This window comes from Pseudomonas sp. PSKL.D1 (assembly GCF_028898945.1).
Taxonomy (GTDB): Bacteria; Pseudomonadota; Gammaproteobacteria; order Pseudomonadales; family Pseudomonadaceae; genus Aquipseudomonas.
In genome coordinates, this window is the sequence record NZ_CP118607.1 from 4618877 (window position 1) to 4637260 (window position 18384).

Here is an 18384-nt window from a genome sequence, read left to right on the forward strand (position 1 = left end):
GTCGTCATTTGGCAAAGAGTTCCATCAAGCGCCCGGCAATGCGGTCCAACGGGCGGATTTCCACGGCTGCGTCAATGGCCGCGGCGGCCTTTGGCATCCCGTATACCGCGCTGCTGGCCTGGTCCTGGGCAATGGTCAAAAAGCCCTGCTGGCGCATCAGTTTCAGCCCTTGGGCGCCATCTCGGCCCATGCCGGTAAGCAGCACCCCCACTGCGTCACCGCGCCAGAAGCGCGCCACGCTTTCGAAAAATACATCGATCGAAGGCCGGTAGATCTCATTGACAGGGTCGGGAGTGTAGGCCAATTCGCCGTTTTGTTGCAGGCGGATATGGTGGTTGGTCCCTGCCAGCAACACTTGCCCCGGCTGCGGTGGCTCGCCTTCGCGGGCCAGGCGCACCGGCAAACCGCTGGCCGAGGCTAGCCATTCGGCCATGCCCGCGGCGAACACCTGGTCCACATGCTGAACCAGCACAATGGAGGCCGGGAAGGTTTTCGGCAAGCCTTTGAGCAGCACTTCAAGGGCTGCCGGCCCACCGGCGGAGGAGCCGATTGCCACCAGGCCACGGCGCTGCGAGGCTTCACGCAATGGCGCGGACACCGCTTTGGTGGCACTGGGCCGCTGCTGGCCGATCAGCCAGCCGATGTTGAGGATCTTGCGCAGCAACGGCGCAGCCGCCTCGCGCGCATCACCGGCCCCAAGCGCGGGGGTGTCGACCACATCCAGGGCGCCATGGCCCATGGCCTCGAACACCCGGTGCACGTTCTGCTTGCGGTCGACGGTAACAATGACGATGGCACACGGCGTATCGGCCATGATCCGCCGCGTGGCCTCAACGCCATCCATGACCGGCATGATCAGGTCCATGAGGATCAGATCGGGGGTATCCTCGGCGCATTTATGCACCGCTTCTGCCCCATTGCCTGCCACCCAGATCACCTGGTGCGCAGGCTCGAAGGCCAGCGCCCGGCGCAGCGCCTCAACGGCCATGGGCATGTCGTTGACGATGGCGATCTTCATCCCTGAGCACCTCCGATCAGTTCTACCACGGCATCCAGCAACGCATCATCGTGGAAGCTGGCTTTTGCCAAATAGTAGTCGGCGCCGGCATCCAGGCCACGTCGGCGATCTTCTTCACGGTCCTTGTACGACACCACCATCACCGGCAGCGATTGCAGGCGCTGGTCGCGGCGCACCAGGGTTACCAGTTCGATACCGTCCATGCGCGGCATGTCGATGTCGGTGATGAGCAGGTCAAAGTCTTCACTGCGCAGGGCGTTCCAGCCGTCCATGCCATCGACCGCCACGGCCACGTCATAACCGCGGTTGCCCAGCAATTTGCGCTGCAGTTCGCGCACGGTGAGCGAATCGTCGACCACGAGCACGCGCTTGCGGCTGAGGCCCCGGCCATGCTGCCCGCCCCGCTCGATGCGCTCCAGGCGGCCGGTGCTGAGTAGTTTCTCCACCGAGCGCAGCAGGTCTTCGACATCCACGATCAACACCACTGAACCGTCGTCCAGCAAGGCCCCGGACGAAATGTCCTGCACCTTGCCCAAGCGAGGGTCCAGCGGCATCACCACCAGCACCCGCTCGCCGATCAGGCGTTCCACGGCCACGCCATACAGCTGCTCGCGCTCGCGAATCACCACCACCCGCAGGCTGCTTTCATCATGTTGCGCAGCAGGCCGGTTGAGCAACTGGCTGGCGGCCACCAGGCCGATGTGTCGGCCTTCGTGCCAGAAGTGCTGGCGCCCTTCAATCTGCACGATTTCATCGCTGGCCACCTCCAGCGTGCGTTCGATATGAGCCAGCGGGAAGGCGTAGGCTTCGCCGCCCACCTCCACCACCAGGCTGCGCACCACCGACAGGGTCAGCGGCACTTCCAGGTGGAAGCGGCAGCCTTGGCCGGCCACCTGAGTCAGCTCGATGGCGCCGCGCAGTTCGCGCACCATGTGCTGAACCGCGTCCAGCCCGACACCCCGCCCAGACACCTCCGTGACCTTGTCACGCATGCTGAAGCCAGGCAGGAACAGGAACGTCAGCAGCTCGGCCTCGCTCATCTGCTCCACGGTTTCAAGCGGCGAAAGGCCGCGTTCGACGATGCCCCGGCGCAACCGCTCCAGGTTGATGCCACCGCCGTCGTCCGTCAGTTCCAGCACCAGCATGCCGGCCTGATGCGAGGCCCGCAGGCGAATGGTGCCCTCTTCCGCCTTGCCCGCCAGCAAGCGCTGTTCGGGCATTTCGATACCGTGGTCGACCGCATTGCGCAGCAAATGGGTCAGCGGCGCTTCGAGCTTTTCCAGCACATCACGATCGACCTGGGTCTTTTCGCCGTCGATCAGCAGGCGCACTTGCTTTCCCAATGAACGGCCCAGGTCACGCACCATTCGGCTCTGGCCGGTGAGCACGTCGGCAAACGGGCGCATACGACACGCCAGAGCCGTGTCATACAGCAATTGCGCGCGTTGGCTGGCCTGCCAGCCGAACTCGTCAAGGTCGGCGGCCTGCTGCTGCAGGATTTGCTGGGTTTCCACCAGCAGGCGCTGGGTCTGGGCCAGGGCCTCAAGCACCTCGGCACTCTGGCCGGTGCTTTCCAACTGGCCTTTAAGGCCGTCGAGTGCCCGCATGCCTTGGCCGTGCATGCGCTTGAGGCGCTGCAAGGTGGCCAGGTAAGGCTTCAGGCGCTGAGTTTCGACCAAGGATTTGCTGGAAAGGTCGAGCAGGCTGTTGAGGCGGTCAGCGGTTACCCGCAACACCCGCTCGCCGCCTTCTGCCCCCCGCTTGGCAGCCTTGCGTGGCGCAGGCTCAGCCTCGGGTTCTGGCAGGATGGCTTCAGGTTCGGCCACAAGGGGCGCAGGCGCCAGCACAGGTGCGGGCACGGCAATGGCAAGCGCGCCGGTGGGGTCCAGCAGGCCTGCCATCTGGGCCAGGAAGGCGGGAACAGCCGCCTCGCCAGCCGGATCACCGGGGGTGGCAACGTGCATCAGCAGGTCGGTACCGCGCAACAGCGCGTCGATGTGTTCGGCGCGCAGCAACAGGCGGCCTTCCTGGGCCGCGACCAGGCAGTCCTCCATCACATGGGCAACACTCACACCGGCATCGATACCGACAATCCGTGCGGCGCCTTTGAGTGAGTGGGCCGCACGCATGCAGGCTTCCAGCTGGTCGGCTTGGGTCGGGTTGCGCTCCAGCGCGATGAGGCCGGCGTTAAGCACCTGGGTCTGGGCCTCGGCTTCGAGGCTGAACAGTTCGAGCAACGATGCGTCGCGCATTTGCTCAGGGGTCATGACAGGCTCCGCTGCACGGCAGACAGTAATTGTTGTTCGTCCAGCACGCGGACACTGCGCCCGCGCCACTGCAATACCGCGGCGGTGAAGGGGGCTGCCTCATGGGCGCCATCCATCACCACCGGATCGAGCCGATGGATACCGTCGATTTCGTCCACCGCCATCACCACGGGGCCGCCCGCTGCGCTCAGGATCAGCATGCGCGGCATGGCCCGGCCCGTGCCAGCCACCCCACCGCCGTGCTCCACGGCCAGCAGGTCACTCAGCGACAGGCATGGCACCAAGGCCCCACGCACATTGGCAACGCCTTGCAACACGCGTGAGCGCTGGTGCGGCAGCGAGTGCACCGGCAACACCTGGGCAATTTCAGCCAGGCAGGCGGTGGCCAGCGCCAACCATTCCTCGCCCAGGCGGAACAGCAACAGCGAGCGCCCGGCACACGTCTGCACCGGTGCATCATCGACCTGCTCATCCTGCACCAGGGCATAGCGGTCCAGCAGGCGAGTGGCGGCCGCGGCGTACACGTCACAATTGCGGCAGTGGATATGCCGTTCCAGCAGCGGGCATTGTTTGTTACCGCGCACGCCGATGCGGTTCCAGCAATCGTCGATGCGCTCGTCCTGCGCCAGCAGTTCGACTGCGTGTTCGACATTCATCGTTCAGACTCCCGTCCAGCGCGCGCCGCACGTTCCTGCAAGCGCCTGGCGCCGGCTTCATCACCCTGTGCCGCCAGCAACGTGGCCAGGTGCAGCAACGCCTCGGCATGCTGCGGCTCAAGGTACAGCGCCTTGCGGTAATGGGTCAGCGCCTGGGTGGCATCGCCTTCGGTATCGCTGAGCAAGCCCAGCCAGTAGTACACCTGAGCCTTGGGCGCAAATTGCTGCAAATAGCGTTGGCAGCTGGCGCGCGCCTGGGCACTGTCGCCTGCATTGGCCAGCCGTGCGATGCTGGCAAGCAATTCGGCCTCGCTGTCGCGCTGCACGGGTGCTGTTGTGGCAACCGTCGGATTACGGTGAGGCCGCACAGGCGTTACCGGCGAAGGCCGGATCGGCGCGATGGAAGTGGACATGCGGTGCGCCAGCACCGCCGATACAGGCGGCGGGCCGAGCGGCTGGCGTACATAGGCAAACGACTGGGCGATGCCCAGAGGCCGCATGCCCAACCGCGCCAGCAGGCTGCCTTCGGCGGGGCCAATAAACAGTACGCCCTGCTCATGGGCAAGGCGCTTGAGCACTTCAAATACCCGTTGCTGGGTGGGCACATCGAAGTAGATCAGCAGGTTGCGGCAGAACACGAAGTCGTACCGGCCGCTGCGGCTGGCAAGCGTCGGGTCGAGCACGTTGCCCACCTCCAGCGTCACCTGCTGGCGCACCCGCTCATCCAGTTGATGGTTGTCGCCCTCTGCATGAAAATGCCGCTCGCGAAACCCAAGCTCGCGCCCGCGGAACGAGTTGCGCCCGTACACAGCTTGCGTCGCTTTGGCCACCGAATGGCCGCTGATATCGATACCGTCGATGTGAAACGCCGCTGGGTTCATCCCCGCGTCGAGCAAGGCCATGGCCAGCGAGTACGGCTCCTCCCCGGTCGAACACGGCAGGCTCAACAGGCGCAGGGGCCGTTCGCCAGCGAGTTCGGCCAAACGCTTGTGGGCCAGGCCCACCAGCGCGGTGAACGATTCGGGATAGCGGAAGAACCAGGTTTCCGGAACGATGACTGCCTCGATCAGTGCCTGCTGCTCCTCGGTCGACTGTTGCAGCCGCAGCCAGTAATCATCCAGATCGGCCGCATTCAACGCCACACAGCGCTGACGCAGCGCCCGCTCGACCATTGGCACACCGACCGACTCCACGTCCAGGCCAATACGCTGCTGCAAGAAGCGGAAGAAACGCTCGTTCATGGGGCCTCCTGCACGGCCACTGGAGGGAACAGCAGTTCACGCACGGCATCGGTCAGCAGGTCATCCACCTCGATACGCTGCAGCAAGCCCTGGGCATCCCGGCGAACCGGGCCCAGGTATCGCGCCTCGGCATTGTCCAGGCCATACGGCTGGAACTCCCCGGGCGGGCAGCGCAGGGTGTCGGTGGCCTGCTCCAGCACCAGGCCAAGCTGATGCCTGGCACGGTAGCGCACCAGCACCAGGCGCGTGCTGGTGCGGTCGGCTGCCGGCTGGCCAAAGCCGAGTGCAGACAGGTCGACGACCGGCACCAGCACCCCGCGGTGGGCAAGAATGCCGGCAACCCAGGCAGGTGCCTGAGCGATCGGCTTGAGTGGCCGGCGCGGCAGCACCTCGATCACCTCGCGCACGTCCAGCGCGAAACGCTGCTCGCCGAGGCGAAACTGCAGGTACAACACGCCCTTGGCGCTGGCCGCCCCGGCCGTGAGAGGATGCAGGTCGGTCATGGCGGTCAGACTTTGAAGCGCGACACACCGCCGCGCAGGCCAGCGGCCACCTGGCTCAACTCATCGATGGCGAAGCTGGCCTGGCGCAGCGACTCGACCGTCTGGGTGCTGGCGTCGCTGAGCTGCGCCAGCGCCTGGTTGATCTGCTCGGCGCCCGTGGCCTGTGCCTGCATGCCTTCGTTGACCATCAGCACCCGTGGCGCCAGTGCCTGCACCTGGTGGATGATCTGGCTCAGTTGCTCACCCACCTGCTGCACTTCAAACATGCCACGGCGCACTTCTTCGGAGAACTTGTCCATGCCCATGACCCCGGCCGACACCGCCGACTGGATCTCGCGCACCATCTGCTCAATGTCGTAGGTTGCCACGGCAGTCTGGTCGGCCAGGCGCCGCACTTCGGTGGCAACCACGGCGAAACCACGGCCATACTCACCGGCTTTCTCCGCTTCGATGGCGGCGTTAAGCGACAACAGGTTGGTCTGGTCGGCCACCTTGACGATGGTGACCACCATCTGGGTGATGTTGCTGGCCTTTTCGTTGAGGATCGACAGCTTGGCGTTGACCAGGTCGGCCGCGCCCATTACCTGGTGCATGGTGTCTTCCATGCGCGCCAGGCCTTGCTGGCCAGAGCCTGCCAGGCTGGAGGCCTGATCGGCGGCACTGGTGACTTCGGTCATGGTACGCACCAGGTCACGCGAAGTAGCGGCGATTTCCCGTGAGGTGGCGCCGATCTCGGTGGTGGTGGCGGCCGTTTCAGTGGCTGTGGCCTGCTGCTGCTTGGACGTGGCGGCAATTTCGGTCACCGAAGTGGTTACCTGCACCGACGAGCGCTGGGCCTGGGCAACCAGGTTGGCCAGCGCCTCGGCCATTTCATTGAAGCCGCTTTCGATGGCGCCGAACTCATCCTTGCGGTCCAGGCTCAGGCGCATGCTCAGGTCGCCCGAGCGCAACTTGTCGAGGGCGTGCACCACGCGCTGAACGGGGGCGGTGATGGCACGCATCAGCAGCAACCCGCAGATGCCGGCGGCGACGATTGCCAGCAGCAGCGACACCATCATGCTGCCTTTGGCAGTGTTAACGGCGTTGACGATTTCATGCGTAGCCGCGTCGGCAGCTTCGCGGTTGCGTTCGATCACCGTGTTCAAGTGCTTGCGGCCTTCTACCCAGGCCGGGGTGAGCACATCGATGATCAGTCGCTCGGCTTCCGCGTAATTGTGCGCGCGATAGGCGTCCAGCACCTGGCCGACAATCTCCAGGTACTTTTCTTCAAGCTTGATGAAGACGTCGAAGCTTTCCTGGTCGTCCTTGGCCTGAATGGTGCCCTGGTAACTGGCCATGTGCTGCTTGAGGCGGTCATCGAAGCTTTTGAACAGTTCCATGTCGGCCGCCGTGATCTCGCGGTGCTTGGACAGCCCCACCAACTGCTGGCTGGTGACATAGCTGTCAACCCAGGCACTGCGGATCATCGAGCTGTAGTAAACCCCGGGGATGCTGTCTGTACCCACCGCCTCTTCGGCGCTCTCGATCGCCAGCAGCCGCGAGTAGGCGGCGACGATCATCAGCAGCATGATGGCGATGATCACGGCGAAACTTGCCAGGATCCGTTGGCGCAAGGTCCAGTTCTTCACATTCAGCCCTCAGGAATTCACAACGAGCGGGAAAAATCGCCGAAGTATAGCCCAGGCTTCGTGTGGATTTGCGGCTGAATTGAGATCGATCAGGCCATATGCCAGCTTACTGCGCAGCGGCTTGCCGCACCTGGTTCTCCAGCTCTTGGCGCAGCGCCGGGTCCAGGCGCAGCTGGCGGGCGAGTTCGTCGAGGTAGGCGCGCTCCATGAAGTTTTCCTGATCAACCATCATCACGCTGGCCAGGTACATTTCAGCGGCCATTTCCGGGGTTTGCGCGGCGCGGGCGACTTCGGCCGGGTCGAGGGGTTTGTTGAGCTCGGCATGCAGCCAGTGCTGCAGCTCGCGATCACTGTCCAGGCGGGTGAACTCGCCTTCGATCAGGGCGCGTTCGCGGTCATCGATATGGCCATCGGACTTGGCCGCGGCCACCAGTGCACGCAATACCGCCTGGCTGTGCTGTTCGGCCTGTGCGGGTGGCAGGCGGTCGAGGGTTTGCGGTTCGGTGCCCTGCCCCTTGCCCTGGTTGGCCTGCCAGTTGCCATAGGCTTTGTAGGCCAACACGCCCAAGGCGGCCAAACCGCCATAGGTAAGCACCTTGCCGCCGTACTTGCGGGCGCTTTTGTTGCCCATCAGCAAGCCCATGGCACCTGCCGCCAGCGCCCCGCCACCGGCCCCGGACAACAGGCCGCCCAGGCCGCCCGAGCCCGAAGCGGGTTTGCTGGCGCCTGACTGTTTGTTGAGCATTTGCTGGCCGGATTTAAGCAGTTGGTCGAGCAGGCCGCGGGTGTTCATGTGCACGTCTCCATGCATGGAAAGTTAACGGCCAGAGTAAAGCCTGACGGATCGCAGGCCACCCACGGATTTGCTTCGGGATGTTGCATTGGCTGGCAAAAAGCCAACTAGACTCGATTTCGCCAAGACCAAGATCTCCACCAAGAGGGAACACCATGCCAGTGCTCAAGACTGCATCACTCGGTGCCGTGGTAGGCGCCTTGCTGGCCAGCGCCAGCCTGCAGGCCGCCGACTTGCCCAAGGCCGTGGGGGCTGGGGAAGGCAGCCTGGATATCGTCGCCTGGCCGGGCTACATCGAGCGCGGCGAGAGCGACAAGGCCTACGACTGGGTTACCGGGTTCGAGAAGGAAACCGGCTGCAAGGTCAACGTGAAAACCGCCGCCACATCCGATGAAATGGTCAGCCTCATGAACAAGGGCGGGTACGACCTGGTCACGGCCTCCGGTGATGCATCATTGCGGCTGATCGTCGGCAAAAAAGTGCAGCCCATCAACACCGCCCTGATCCCCAACTGGAAAAACATCGACCCACGCCTGCAAAACGGCGGCTGGTATGTGGTCGACAAGCAGGTGTACGGCACGCCATACCAGTGGGGCCCGAACGTATTGCTGTACAACACCAATGCCTTCAAGCAAGCGCCCACCAGCTGGGCCGTGGTATTCGAGCCGCAAAACCTGCCCGACGGCAAGCCGAACAAGGGCCGAGTGCAGGCCTACGACGGGCCGATCTACATCGCAGATGCGGCGCTGTACCTGAAATCGGCCAAGCCGGAACTGGGCATTCAAGACCCCTACGAACTGACCGAAGCCCAGTACAAGGCGGTGCTCGACCTTCTGCGCCAGCAGCAACCGCTGGTTCACCGTTACTGGCATGACGCCACGGTACAGATGAGCGACGTGAAGAACGAAGGCGTGGTGGCGTCCAGCTCATGGGGCTACATGGTCAACAGCCTGAAGGCCGACAACCAGCCGGTGGCCTCGACCATTCCGAAAGAAGGCGCTACTGGCTGGGCCGACACCACCATGCTGCACAGCGAGGCCAAGCACCCCAACTGCGCCTACAAGTGGATGGACTGGTCGTTGCAGCCCAAGGTGCAGGGTGATGTGGCGGCCTGGTTCGGTTCGTTGCCGGCGGTGCCGGCGGCCTGTACCGGCAGTGAGCTGCTGGGCGCCGAAGGGTGCAAGACCAATGGTTTCGACAACTTTGACAAGATTGCCTTCTGGAAGACGCCGCAGGCGCAGGGGGGCAAGTTCGTGCCGTATAGCCGGTGGACGCAGGATTACATTGCCATCATGGGCGGGCGCTGAGTTTTGTTGAGCCTGTGCGGGCCCTATCGCGGATAAATCCGCTCCTACAAGGGTTACGCCTGTAGGAGCGGATTTACCGAGACGTCGGACCGCCGCGATAGGCCCGCACTGGCAACACGTCCCTAACTGAGAGGCCTCCATGCCCCTAGCCGTCCAGTTCACCCAGGTTTCCCGCACCTTCGGCGAAGTCAAAGCCGTCGACCACGTCAGCATCGACATCAATGACGGCGAGTTCTTCTCCATGCTCGGCCCCTCCGGCTCGGGCAAAACCACCTGCCTGCGCCTGATTGCCGGTTTCGAGCAACCCAGCAGTGGCTCGATCCGCATCCATGGCATCGAAGCCGCTGGCGTGCCGCCCTACCAGCGCGACGTCAACACCGTATTCCAGGACTACGCCCTGTTCCCGCACATGAACGTGCGCGACAACATCGCCTACGGCCTGAAGGTTAAAGGCGTGGCCAAGGCCGAACGCCATGCCCGCGCCGAAGAGGCACTGGCCATGGTCGCCCTGGCTGGCTACGGCGAGCGCAAACCGGCGCAGCTGTCCGGTGGCCAGCGCCAGCGCGTTGCCCTGGCCCGGGCGCTGGTCAATCGCCCCCGCGTGCTGCTGCTGGACGAACCGCTTGGCGCGCTGGACCTGAAACTGCGCGAGCAGATGCAGGGCGAGCTGAAAAAACTGCAGCGCCAACTCGGCATCACCTTCATTTTCGTCACCCACGACCAGACCGAAGCCCTGTCGATGTCCGACCGGGTAGCCGTGTTCAACCGGGGCCGCATCGAACAGGTGGACACCCCGCGCAACCTCTACATGAAACCCGCCACCACGTTCGTCGCCGAATTCGTCGGCACCTCCAACGTAGTGCGTGGCGACCTCGCCGAGCAGCTCAGCGGCAGCCGCCAGCCCTTCTCCATCCGCCCCGAACACATGCGCCTCGGCGAGCCAACCCACGGTCAAGAGGTGCAGGTAAGCGGCCTGCTGCACGACATCCAGTACCAGGGCAGCGCCACGCGCTTTGAAGTGAAGCTGGACAACGGCCAGTTACTGGCAGTAAGCCACGCCAACGACCGTTGGCTGGACCAATCGCCCCCTTGGCAAACCGGCCAGCGGGTGCAGGTGCGCTGGCCTCGCGAGGCCATGACCGCGCTGCAGGAGACCGTGCAGGGATGAGCCCGATGCGCAGTTTCTCCAGCCTGCTCTACCGGCGCCCCAACCTTTACCTGGCGCTATTGCTGATTCCACCGCTGACCTGGTTCGGGGCGATCTACCTGGGCTCGCTGCTTAATTTGCTGTGGCAGGGTTTCTACACCTTCGACGACTTCACCATGGCGGTAACCCCGGACCTCACCCTGGGCAACTTCGCCGCCCTGTTCAACCCGTCCAACTTCGACATCATCCTGCGCACCCTGGCCATGGCGGTGGCAGTATCGCTGGCCAGCGCGGTGCTGGCCTTCCCGATTGCCTACTACATGGCGCGCTACACCAGCGGCAAGACCAAGGCGTTTTTCTACATCGCGGTGATGATGCCGATGTGGGCCAGCTACATCGTCAAGACCTACGCCTGGACCTTGTTGCTGGCAAAAGGCGGCGTGGCCCAGTGGTTCGTGCAGGTGCTGCACCTGGATGCCCTGCTACAAGCGCTGCTGGCCGTGCCCGGGGTTGGCGGCAGCACACTGTCCACATCGCACCTTGGGCGCTTTCTGGTGTTCGTGTACATCTGGCTGCCGTTCATGATTCTGCCAATCCAGGCCGCGCTCGAGCGCCTGCCGCCCTCGCTGCTGCAGGCCTCGGCAGACCTGGGCGCCAGGCCCGGGCAAACCTTCATGCAGGTGATTCTGCCGCTGTCGGTACCGGGTATCGCGGCGGGCTCGATCTTCACCTTCTCCCTGACCTTGGGCGATTTCATCGTGCCTCAGCTGATCGGCCCGCCGGGGTACTTCATTGGCAGCATGGTCTACGCCCAGCAGGGGGCCATCGGCAACATGCCGATGGCGGCCGCCTTCACCTTGGTACCGATCGTGCTGATCGCTGTGTACTTGTCCATCGTCAAGCGCCTGGGGGCTTTCGATGCACTCTGAAAAAGCGTCGATGGGCCTGCGCCTGGCGGCCTGGGGCGGGTTGCTGTTCCTGCATTTCCCGATCCTGATCATCCTGCTGTACGCCTTCAATACCGAAGACGCGGCGTTCAGCTTCCCGCCCAAAGGGTTCACCCTGAAGTGGTTCAGCGTGGCCTTCGCCCGCCCCGACGTACTCGATGCCATCAAACTATCGTTGCAAGTGGCCTGCCTGGCCACACTGATCGCCCTGGTGCTCGGCACGCTGGCGTCGGCGGCGCTGTACCGGCGCAACTTCTTTGGCAAAGAAAGCATCTCGCTGATGCTGATCCTGCCCATCGCCCTGCCCGGCATCATCACCGGCATCGCCCTGCTGTCGGCCTTCAAGCGCCTGGGCATCGAACCTGGCGTGTTCACCATCGTGGTCGGCCATGCCACGTTCTGCGTGGTGATCGTCTATAACAACGTGATCGCTCGCCTGCGGCGCACCTCACAGAGCCTGATCGAGGCATCGATGGACCTGGGCGCCGACGGCTGGCAGACGTTTCGCTACATCATCCTGCCCAACCTCGGCTCGGCCCTGCTGGCAGGCGGGATGCTGGCCTTTGCCCTGTCGTTCGACGAAATCATCGTCACCACGTTTACCGCCGGCCATGAGCGTACCCTGCCAATCTGGCTGCTCAACCAGCTCAGCCGCCCGCGCGACGTGCCGGTGACCAACGTGGTGGCCATGCTGGTGATGCTGGTGACCATGTTGCCGATCCTTGGCGCCTATTACCTGACCCGCGGCGGCGAAAGCGTTGCCGGCAGCGGCAAATGAACTGGAGGAATATGCGATGAATACGCACATGCTGATCAACGGCAAGCTGGTGAACGGTGAAGGCCCCGCCTGGACCGTACTTGACCCTGCAACCGGCAATGCCCTGGCGCAGATCAAGGAAGCCACCGAGGCGCAGGTTGATGTCGCCGTGCGTGCCGCCGACCAGGCATTCGACAGCTGGTCACAAACCAGCCCCAAAGAGCGCTCGCTGGCCCTGCTGGCGCTGGCCGATCTCATCGAAGCCCATGGCGACGAACTGGCCCGGCTGGAGTCGCAAAACTGCGGCAAACCCTTCAGCGCTGCACTGAATGACGAAATCCCGGCCATTGCCGACGTGTTCCGCTATTTTGCCGGTGCTGCCCGCTGCTTGGGTGGCTCAGCGGCCGGTGAATACCTGCCAGGCCACACCTCGATGACCCGCCGCGACCCGCTGGGCGTGGTGGCCTCCATCGCGCCCTGGAACTACCCGCTGATGATGCTGGCCTGGAAGATCGCCCCCGCGCTGGCAGCCGGCAACACAGTGGTAATCAAACCCTCTGAAATGACCCCGCTGACCGCCCTGCGCCTGGGCGACCTCGCCAAAGGCCTGCTGCCGTCTGGCGTGCTCAACATCCTCTTCGGGCGGGGGCAAACGGTCGGCAACCCGCTGGTCACCCACCCCAAGGTGCGCATGGTCTCGCTGACCGGCTCCATCCCCACCGGCGCGCACATCATCGGCGCCACGGCCAACAGCGTTAAACGCATGCACATGGAGCTGGGCGGCAAGGCGCCGGTGCTGGTGTTCGACGACGCGGACATCGATGCCGCCATCGAGGGCATCCGCACCTTCGGTTTTTACAACGCCGGCCAGGACTGCACAGCCGCCTGCCGCCTGTACGTGCAGGCGGGCATCTACGACAAGTTCGTCGAGCGCCTCGGCAAAGCCGTCTCCAGCCTCAAGCCTGGCCTGCAGGATGCCGAAGACACCGAACTCGGCCCGCTGATCAGCGCCCAGCACCGCGACAAGGTCGCCGGCCTGGTGCAGCGCGCCATCGAGCAGCCGCACATCCGCCTGATCACCGGCGGCAAGGTGCTGCCGGGGGACGGCTTCTTCTATGCACCGACAGTGCTGGCCGATGCCCTGCAGGATGATGAAATCGTGCGCCATGAAGTGTTCGGCCCGGTGGTGTCGGTGACCCGCTTCACCGACGAAGCCCAGGCGCTTGAGTGGGCCAACGACTCCGAATACGGCCTGGCCTCATCGGTATGGACCCGCGACACCGGCCGCGCCCACCGCCTGGCGGCGCGGTTGCAATATGGCTGCACCTGGGTGAATACCCACTTCATGCTGGTCAGCGAAATGCCCCATGGCGGGCAGAAGCATTCGGGGTATGGGAAGGATATGTCGATGTATGGGCTGGAGGATTACACCTGTGTGCGGCATGTGATGATCAAGCATTGATTCAGAGTGACTCTGGCGCGCGCAGGTAGGGCACCTGCGCACGCGTGCCTTTCATAGAGACGCTTCCTTCAACGATGGCTTAACCGTCCTACACCTCCCTCATTGACTGGTATCGTATTCTGATACCATGAACAATCATCAAAGATCGACCCTCGAAATCATCTTCAGAAAGCCGGTTGCAAAGTCCTTGGAGTGGGCACGCCTCGAGTCATTTCTGGTGTCGATTGGCGCCAGAGTTGTTGAAGGCCGTGGTTCACGGGTTCGTTTTGAACTCAATGGAGCAGTAGCTACCTTCCATCGGCCACATCCGGACAAACTTGCCAAACCTTATCAAGTAAAAGGCGCACGCCAGTTCCTTGAGCAGGCAGGAGTAACACCATGAATGTCATGACTTATCGCGGTTACGCTGCGCGAATCGAATACAGCGACGAAGACCAATTGCTCATCGGCCACGTTGCCGGCATACGTGACGTAATCGGATTTCACGGCGAATCCATCAGCGAACTGCGCCAAGCGTTCGAGGAAGCCGTTGATGATTACATTGAAACCTGTGAACGCTTAGGCCGAGAGCCGCAGAAGGCCTATTCAGGGAAATTGAGCCTGCGCCTGGAGCCAACCCTTCACGCCAGCGTGGCTGCAAAAGCCGAACTGGCGCACAAAAGCATCAACCAATGGGTAAGCGACATCCTCAGCCAAGCCGCTTACAACTGAGGCACCTTCAATCCCGTAAATCCGACTCATGTATCGGGTTAGCCGGGCTGTTAGCACGCTGGTACTGCGCCGGCCGCGCTCACCGTTTGGCGGCGCGGTTGCAATATGGCTGCACCTGGGTGAATACCCACTTCATGCTGGTCAGCGAAATGCCCCATGGCGGGCAGAAGCATTCGGGGTATGGGAAAGATATGTCGATGTATGGGTTGGAGGATTACACCTGTGTGCGGCATGTGATGATCAAGCATTGATTGCCAACACGATCAGGCGCCGCTGTCGCGCCGCATCGCGGATAAATCCGCTCCTACACCAACCCTTGTAGGAGCGGATTTATCCGCGATACGGCGCGACAGCGGCGCCCGTTTTCAATCCCGCAAATCCGACTCATGTATCGGGTTCGCCCGGCTGGTAGCGCGCTGATACTGCGCCGGCCAGGTGGCCTTGTTGCCGCCCAGGTCATCGTCGGCATGCAGTGGCCAGTACGGGTCGCGCAGCAGTTCACGGGCGAGGAAGATCACGTCCGCCTGGCCAGTGCGCAGGATATGCTCAGCCTGAGCCGGTTCGGTAATCATGCCCACCGTGCCAGTGGCGATTTCCGACTCTTTGCGCACCCGCTCGGCGAAGCGGGTCTGGTACCCGGGGCCGGTCGGGATTTCGGCGTTCACCGAGGTGCCGCCAGAAGACACATCGATGAGGTCGACACCCAGCGCACGCAGGCGGCGGGCCAGTTCGACGGTTTCATCCGGGTTCCAGCCGTCCTCCACCCAGTCGGTGGCCGACACGCGCACGATCAGCGGCAACTCCGCCGGCCATACCTTGCGCACCGCGTCGGTGACCTGCAACGTAAGCCGAATGCGGTTTTCGAAGCAGCTGCCGTATTCATCACGCCGCTGGTTGCTCAGTGGCGACAGAAACTGATGCAGCAAATAGCCATGAGCCGCGTGGATTTCCACCACCTTGAACCCGGCCTCCAACGCCCGCTTGGTCGAAGCGACGAATGCTTCGACCACGCCCTGTATATCGTCCTTGCTCAGTTCGCGCGGCGCCGTGTGTTCAGGGTCAAAAGCAATCTTTGATGGCCCTACCGGCTGCCAGCCACCGTCCTCGACCTTGACGCTGCCATGCTTGCCCAGCCACGGCCGATAGGTACTGGCCTTACGCCCGGCGTGGGCCAGCTGGATGCCCGGCACGGCGCCCTGTGCGGTAATGAACCGGGTGATGCGTTGCAGTGGGGCGATTTGCGCATCGTCCCACAAGCCGAGGTCTTCGGCGGTGATGCGGCCATCAGCCGTCACGGCAACGGCTTCGGTAATGACCAGGCCGGCTCCACCCACGGCGCGGCTGCCTAAGTGAACAAGGTGCCAGTCATTGGCCAGGCCATCTTTGGCCGAGTACTGGCACATTGGCGATACGGCAATGCGGTTGGGCAGGGTCAGCTGACGCAGGGTGTAAGGCTCAAGCAGCAGGCTCATGAGGGCACCTCCCAAGGACTCCAATGGTGATCCGGCCCGGGCACTCATGCACAACCTTGGCCCGGTGATCTTTCTTCAGCCTAGACCAGATTGTTCCCCTTACCCCCTGCGAACATACCGTCGGCGTCAGCGCGGCTCCATGTGCGCGATCATCAACTGCACGCTTTCATTGCCACGAAACTCGTTCACATCCAGCTTGTAGGCCAGCTCTACCCAGCGCACGGTCGGGTTTGGCCACACCTCGCGGTCGATGCCAAAAGCAATGCCATCCAGGCGCACCGAACCGCACTCGCTCTTTAGCACGACCTTCAAGTGCCGCTCGCCCACCACCCGCTGCTCGACCAGCTGGAACACCCCATGGAACAACGGCTCGGGGAAGTGCTGCCCCCACGGCCCGGCATTGCGCAAGGCTTTGGCCAAGTCGAGGTGGAACTCTTCCACCGCCAGGCTGCCATCCGACAGCAGGCGGCCGGTCAGGTCGTCTTCGCACAACTGGCGCCGCACCTCTTCGTCGAAGGCCGCGGCAAAGGCCGGGAAATTACCCTCTGGCAACGACAACCCTGCCGCCATGGCATGCCCGCCGAACTTGCTGATCAGTTGGGGGTGGCGCGCGGCCACGGCGTCCAGCGCATCCCGAATATGAAAACCCGCCACCGAACGCGCCGAGCCCTTGAGCATGCCGTCACCGGCGTCGGCAAAGGCGATGGTCGGGCGGTGGTAACGCTCCTTGAGGCGCGAAGCCAGGATGCCGATCACGCCCTGGTGCCATTCGGCGTCGAACAGGCACAGGCCATACGGCATGGACTCGACCGGCAAATCCTTGAGCTGGGCCAGCGCCTCGCGCTGCATGCCCTGCTCGATCGACTTGCGGTCCTGGTTCAGGCCATCGAGTTGTTGGGCCATGTCCTGGGCCAACGCCGCGTCCTCGCACAACAGGCATTCAATGCCCAGGCTCATGTCGTCCAGGCGCCCGGCGGCATTGAGCCGGGGGCCGAGGATGAAACCGAGGTCGGTGGAGGTGATGCGCCGATGATCGCGACGGGCCACTTCCAGGATCGCCTTCAGGCCCTCGCGCGCGCGGCCGGCGCGAATGCGCTCCAGCCCCTGGTGCACAAGGATGCGGTTGTTGGCGTCCAGCGGCACCACGTCGGCAACGCTGCCCAGGGCAACCAGGTCGAGCAGTTCGCCGATGTTCGGCTGGGGTTGGGTGTCGTAGCGGCCCAGGCTGCGCAACCGGGCGCGCAAGGCCATCAGGACATAGAAGATTACCCCGACCCCGGCCAGCGATTTGCTGGGGAAGGCACAGCCCGGCTGGTTCGGGTTGACGATGGCATCGGCGTCCGGCAGTTGCTCACCCGGCAGGTGGTGGTCGGTTACCAGCACCTTGAGGCCAGCGGCCTTGGCGGCCGCTACACCCTCGACGCTGGAGATGCCGTTGTCGACGGTAATCAGCAGTTGCGGCTGACGCTCCAGCGCGACCTGAACGATTTCCGGGGTCAACCCATAGCCGTATTCGAAGCGATTGGGCACCAGGTAGTCGACATGGGCCGCGCCCAGCAGGCGAAGGCCAAGTACGCCGACGGTACTGGCAGTGGCGCCATCGGCATCGAAGTCGCCGACGATGATAATGCGCTGGCGTTGGTCGAGGGCCTCGACCAACAGGTCCACCGCAGCATCGATGCCTTTAAGTTGCTGATACGGCAACAGCCGCGCCAGGCTCTTGTCCAGCTCGGCTTCGGTCTGCACGCCGCGAGCGGCATACAGGCGGGTCAGCAAGGGTGGCAGGTTACCCAGAAATGGCAGGGTCGGTGGCAGCGGGCGAGGTTCGATACGCATGGGGGCAGGCAATCCGTTTCGTCAGTTCAACCACGCTCACCCAGCAGCCACTGCAGCTGCACTTCGTGCTGGCCACGGTCGTCGGTGACGAACACCGTGCCTTCGCTGATCATCACGTCCCACTTGATGGTGCGTGGCATGTCGGTGGCCAGGGTTTCCAGCACCTCTTGCGGTACTGCGGCGATGCTCAGGTTTTTCAGGCCCTTGACCGCGCCCAGCACTTTGGTTTCCCACACACGCAGGCTGCCGTAGGCCAGCAGGCTGGTGCGCTCGGTACGGCGCGAGCACCAGGTCAGGCGGTCGGCATCCGGCTGGCCGACTTCGATCCAGTGCAGGATGCGGTCATCCAGGCTCTTTTCCCACAGCGCGGCTTCATCGACGTCCGATAGGCCACGGCCGAACGCCAGGTTTTCGTTGTACCACAGGGCGTAGGCCAGCAGGCGCACCGCCATGCGTTCCTCGGTTTCCGAAGGGTGACGGGCGATGGTCTGGCGGACGTTTTCGTACACGCCGCGATCAAGGTCGGTCAGGTTCAGTTCGAATTTATAGGTGGTGGACGGCTGGGCCATGGTCGGATGGGCTTCGTGCGTAGAGAAAGGCGACTAGTCTAACCGATCGTGCCTCTGCTTGCGCCGGGGC

17 protein-coding genes and 1 pseudogene are annotated in these 18384 nt (G+C 63.5%); 8 read left to right on the top strand and 10 right to left on the bottom strand.

Annotation, left to right across the window (positions count from 1 at the left end):
* Nucleotides 1–4: 4 nt before the first annotated feature.
* The 7 genes from cheB to PVV54_RS20655 all read right to left on the bottom strand — a co-directional run bounded on the left by cheB (nucleotide 5) and on the right by PVV54_RS20655 (nucleotide 8106).
* Nucleotides 5–1018: a chemotaxis response regulator protein-glutamate methylesterase gene (gene cheB, locus PVV54_RS20625; RefSeq protein WP_274907008.1), complete on the bottom strand. Its 1014-nt coding sequence runs from the start codon at nucleotides 1016–1018 to the stop codon at nucleotides 5–7.
* A complete protein-coding gene (locus tag PVV54_RS20630; protein ID WP_274907009.1) occupies nucleotides 1015–3285 on the bottom strand; it encodes a hybrid sensor histidine kinase/response regulator in 2271 nt (756 codons plus the stop codon). The genes cheB and PVV54_RS20630 overlap by 4 nt, the downstream gene beginning before the upstream one ends.
* On the bottom strand, nucleotides 3282–3941 hold the full coding sequence (locus PVV54_RS20635) for a chemotaxis protein CheW (RefSeq protein ID WP_274907010.1): 660 nt from the start codon (nucleotides 3939–3941) through the stop codon (nucleotides 3282–3284). Before PVV54_RS20635 ends, PVV54_RS20630 begins: the two co-directional genes overlap by 4 nt.
* Complete coding sequence (locus tag PVV54_RS20640) at nucleotides 3938–5182, bottom strand: CheR family methyltransferase (RefSeq protein WP_274907011.1); 1245 nt, start codon at nucleotides 5180–5182, stop codon at nucleotides 3938–3940. The genes PVV54_RS20635 and PVV54_RS20640 overlap by 4 nt, the downstream gene beginning before the upstream one ends.
* Nucleotides 5179–5685 (bottom strand): chemotaxis protein CheW, encoded by a 507-nt coding sequence (locus PVV54_RS20645; RefSeq protein WP_274907012.1) that lies wholly within the window; start codon nucleotides 5683–5685, stop codon nucleotides 5179–5181. The genes PVV54_RS20640 and PVV54_RS20645 overlap by 4 nt, the downstream gene beginning before the upstream one ends.
* 5 nt (nucleotides 5686–5690) lie before the next feature.
* Entirely contained in the window at nucleotides 5691–7313 is a 1623-nt protein-coding gene (locus tag PVV54_RS20650) for a methyl-accepting chemotaxis protein (RefSeq protein ID WP_274907013.1), read from the bottom strand.
* Between the two features lie 106 nt (nucleotides 7314–7419).
* Nucleotides 7420–8106, bottom strand: a complete 687-nt coding sequence (locus PVV54_RS20655) for a tellurite resistance TerB family protein (RefSeq protein WP_274907014.1) — start codon at nucleotides 8104–8106, stop codon at nucleotides 7420–7422.
* Nucleotides 8107–8261: 155 nt separating this feature from the next.
* On the opposite strand from PVV54_RS20655, the gene ydcS reads away from it, so the two are divergent.
* The 8 genes and pseudogenes from ydcS to PVV54_RS20695 form a co-directional block, all read left to right on the top strand.
* The gene (gene ydcS, locus PVV54_RS20660) at nucleotides 8262–9413 is read left to right on the top strand and encodes a putative ABC transporter substrate-binding protein YdcS (protein ID WP_274907015.1); all 1152 of its coding nucleotides are present in this window, start codon (nucleotides 8262–8264) and stop codon (nucleotides 9411–9413) included.
* A gap of 139 nt (nucleotides 9414–9552) precedes the next feature.
* Nucleotides 9553–10581, top strand: coding sequence for an ABC transporter ATP-binding protein (locus PVV54_RS20665; protein ID WP_274907016.1), 1029 nt, complete (start codon nucleotides 9553–9555; stop codon nucleotides 10579–10581).
* Nucleotides 10578–11489 (top strand): ABC transporter permease, encoded by a 912-nt coding sequence (locus PVV54_RS20670; RefSeq protein WP_274907017.1) that lies wholly within the window; start codon nucleotides 10578–10580, stop codon nucleotides 11487–11489. Before PVV54_RS20665 ends, PVV54_RS20670 begins: the two co-directional genes overlap by 4 nt.
* Nucleotides 11479–12285 (top strand): ABC transporter permease, encoded by an 807-nt coding sequence (locus PVV54_RS20675; protein ID WP_274907018.1) that lies wholly within the window; start codon nucleotides 11479–11481, stop codon nucleotides 12283–12285. Before PVV54_RS20670 ends, PVV54_RS20675 begins: the two co-directional genes overlap by 11 nt.
* A 16-nt stretch (nucleotides 12286–12301) precedes the next feature.
* Nucleotides 12302–13726, top strand: a complete 1425-nt coding sequence (locus tag PVV54_RS20680) for a gamma-aminobutyraldehyde dehydrogenase (RefSeq protein WP_274907019.1) — start codon at nucleotides 12302–12304, stop codon at nucleotides 13724–13726.
* 127 nt (nucleotides 13727–13853) lie between these two features.
* Entirely contained in the window at nucleotides 13854–14108 is a 255-nt protein-coding gene (locus PVV54_RS20685; RefSeq protein WP_274907020.1) for a type II toxin-antitoxin system HicA family toxin, read from the top strand.
* Entirely contained in the window at nucleotides 14105–14437 is a 333-nt protein-coding gene (locus PVV54_RS20690) for a type II toxin-antitoxin system HicB family antitoxin (RefSeq protein WP_274907021.1), read from the top strand. The genes PVV54_RS20685 and PVV54_RS20690 overlap by 4 nt, the downstream gene beginning before the upstream one ends.
* A 20-nt stretch (nucleotides 14438–14457) precedes the next feature.
* A pseudogene (locus PVV54_RS20695) lies at nucleotides 14458–14688 on the top strand (aldehyde dehydrogenase family protein); the annotation flags it as partial.
* A gap of 114 nt (nucleotides 14689–14802) precedes the next feature.
* Here PVV54_RS20695 and PVV54_RS20700 read toward each other — a convergent pair.
* The 3 genes from PVV54_RS20700 to PVV54_RS20710 form a co-directional block, all read right to left on the bottom strand.
* Nucleotides 14803–15909 (bottom strand): NADH:flavin oxidoreductase/NADH oxidase, encoded by a 1107-nt coding sequence (locus tag PVV54_RS20700; RefSeq protein WP_274907022.1) that lies wholly within the window; start codon nucleotides 15907–15909, stop codon nucleotides 14803–14805.
* A gap of 126 nt (nucleotides 15910–16035) precedes the next feature.
* The gene (gene recJ, locus PVV54_RS20705; RefSeq protein WP_274907023.1) at nucleotides 16036–17745 is read right to left on the bottom strand and encodes a single-stranded-DNA-specific exonuclease RecJ; all 1710 of its coding nucleotides are present in this window, start codon (nucleotides 17743–17745) and stop codon (nucleotides 16036–16038) included.
* Between the two features lie 26 nt (nucleotides 17746–17771).
* Nucleotides 17772–18314 carry a YaeQ family protein gene (locus PVV54_RS20710; RefSeq protein WP_274907024.1) on the bottom strand — a complete coding sequence of 181 codons (543 nt, stop codon included), beginning with the start codon at nucleotides 18312–18314 and terminating at the stop codon, nucleotides 17772–17774.
* Between the last annotated feature and the right edge of the window lie 70 nt (nucleotides 18315–18384).

Coding starts and splice junctions, on each gene's coding strand:
- cheB (WP_274907008.1), bottom strand. CDS start 1,018: ATGAAGATCGCCATCGTCAACGACATGCCCATGGCCGTTGAGGCGCTG.
- PVV54_RS20630 (WP_274907009.1), bottom strand. CDS start 3,285: ATGACCCCTGAGCAAATGCGCGACGCATCGTTGCTCGAACTGTTCAGC.
- PVV54_RS20635 (WP_274907010.1), bottom strand. CDS start 3,941: ATGAATGTCGAACACGCAGTCGAACTGCTGGCGCAGGACGAGCGCATC.
- PVV54_RS20640 (WP_274907011.1), bottom strand. CDS start 5,182: ATGAACGAGCGTTTCTTCCGCTTCTTGCAGCAGCGTATTGGCCTGGAC.
- PVV54_RS20645 (WP_274907012.1), bottom strand. CDS start 5,685: ATGACCGACCTGCATCCTCTCACGGCCGGGGCGGCCAGCGCCAAGGGC.
- PVV54_RS20655 (WP_274907014.1), bottom strand. CDS start 8,106: ATGAACACCCGCGGCCTGCTCGACCAACTGCTTAAATCCGGCCAGCAA.
- ydcS (WP_274907015.1), top strand. CDS start 8,262: ATGCCAGTGCTCAAGACTGCATCACTCGGTGCCGTGGTAGGCGCCTTG.
- PVV54_RS20665 (WP_274907016.1), top strand. CDS start 9,553: ATGCCCCTAGCCGTCCAGTTCACCCAGGTTTCCCGCACCTTCGGCGAA.
- PVV54_RS20670 (WP_274907017.1), top strand. CDS start 10,578: ATGAGCCCGATGCGCAGTTTCTCCAGCCTGCTCTACCGGCGCCCCAAC.
- PVV54_RS20675 (WP_274907018.1), top strand. CDS start 11,479: ATGCACTCTGAAAAAGCGTCGATGGGCCTGCGCCTGGCGGCCTGGGGC.
- PVV54_RS20680 (WP_274907019.1), top strand. CDS start 12,302: ATGAATACGCACATGCTGATCAACGGCAAGCTGGTGAACGGTGAAGGC.
- PVV54_RS20685 (WP_274907020.1), top strand. CDS start 13,854: ATGAACAATCATCAAAGATCGACCCTCGAAATCATCTTCAGAAAGCCG.
- PVV54_RS20690 (WP_274907021.1), top strand. CDS start 14,105: ATGAATGTCATGACTTATCGCGGTTACGCTGCGCGAATCGAATACAGC.
- PVV54_RS20700 (WP_274907022.1), bottom strand. CDS start 15,909: ATGAGCCTGCTGCTTGAGCCTTACACCCTGCGTCAGCTGACCCTGCCC.
- recJ (WP_274907023.1), bottom strand. CDS start 17,745: ATGCGTATCGAACCTCGCCCGCTGCCACCGACCCTGCCATTTCTGGGT.
- PVV54_RS20710 (WP_274907024.1), bottom strand. CDS start 18,314: ATGGCCCAGCCGTCCACCACCTATAAATTCGAACTGAACCTGACCGAC.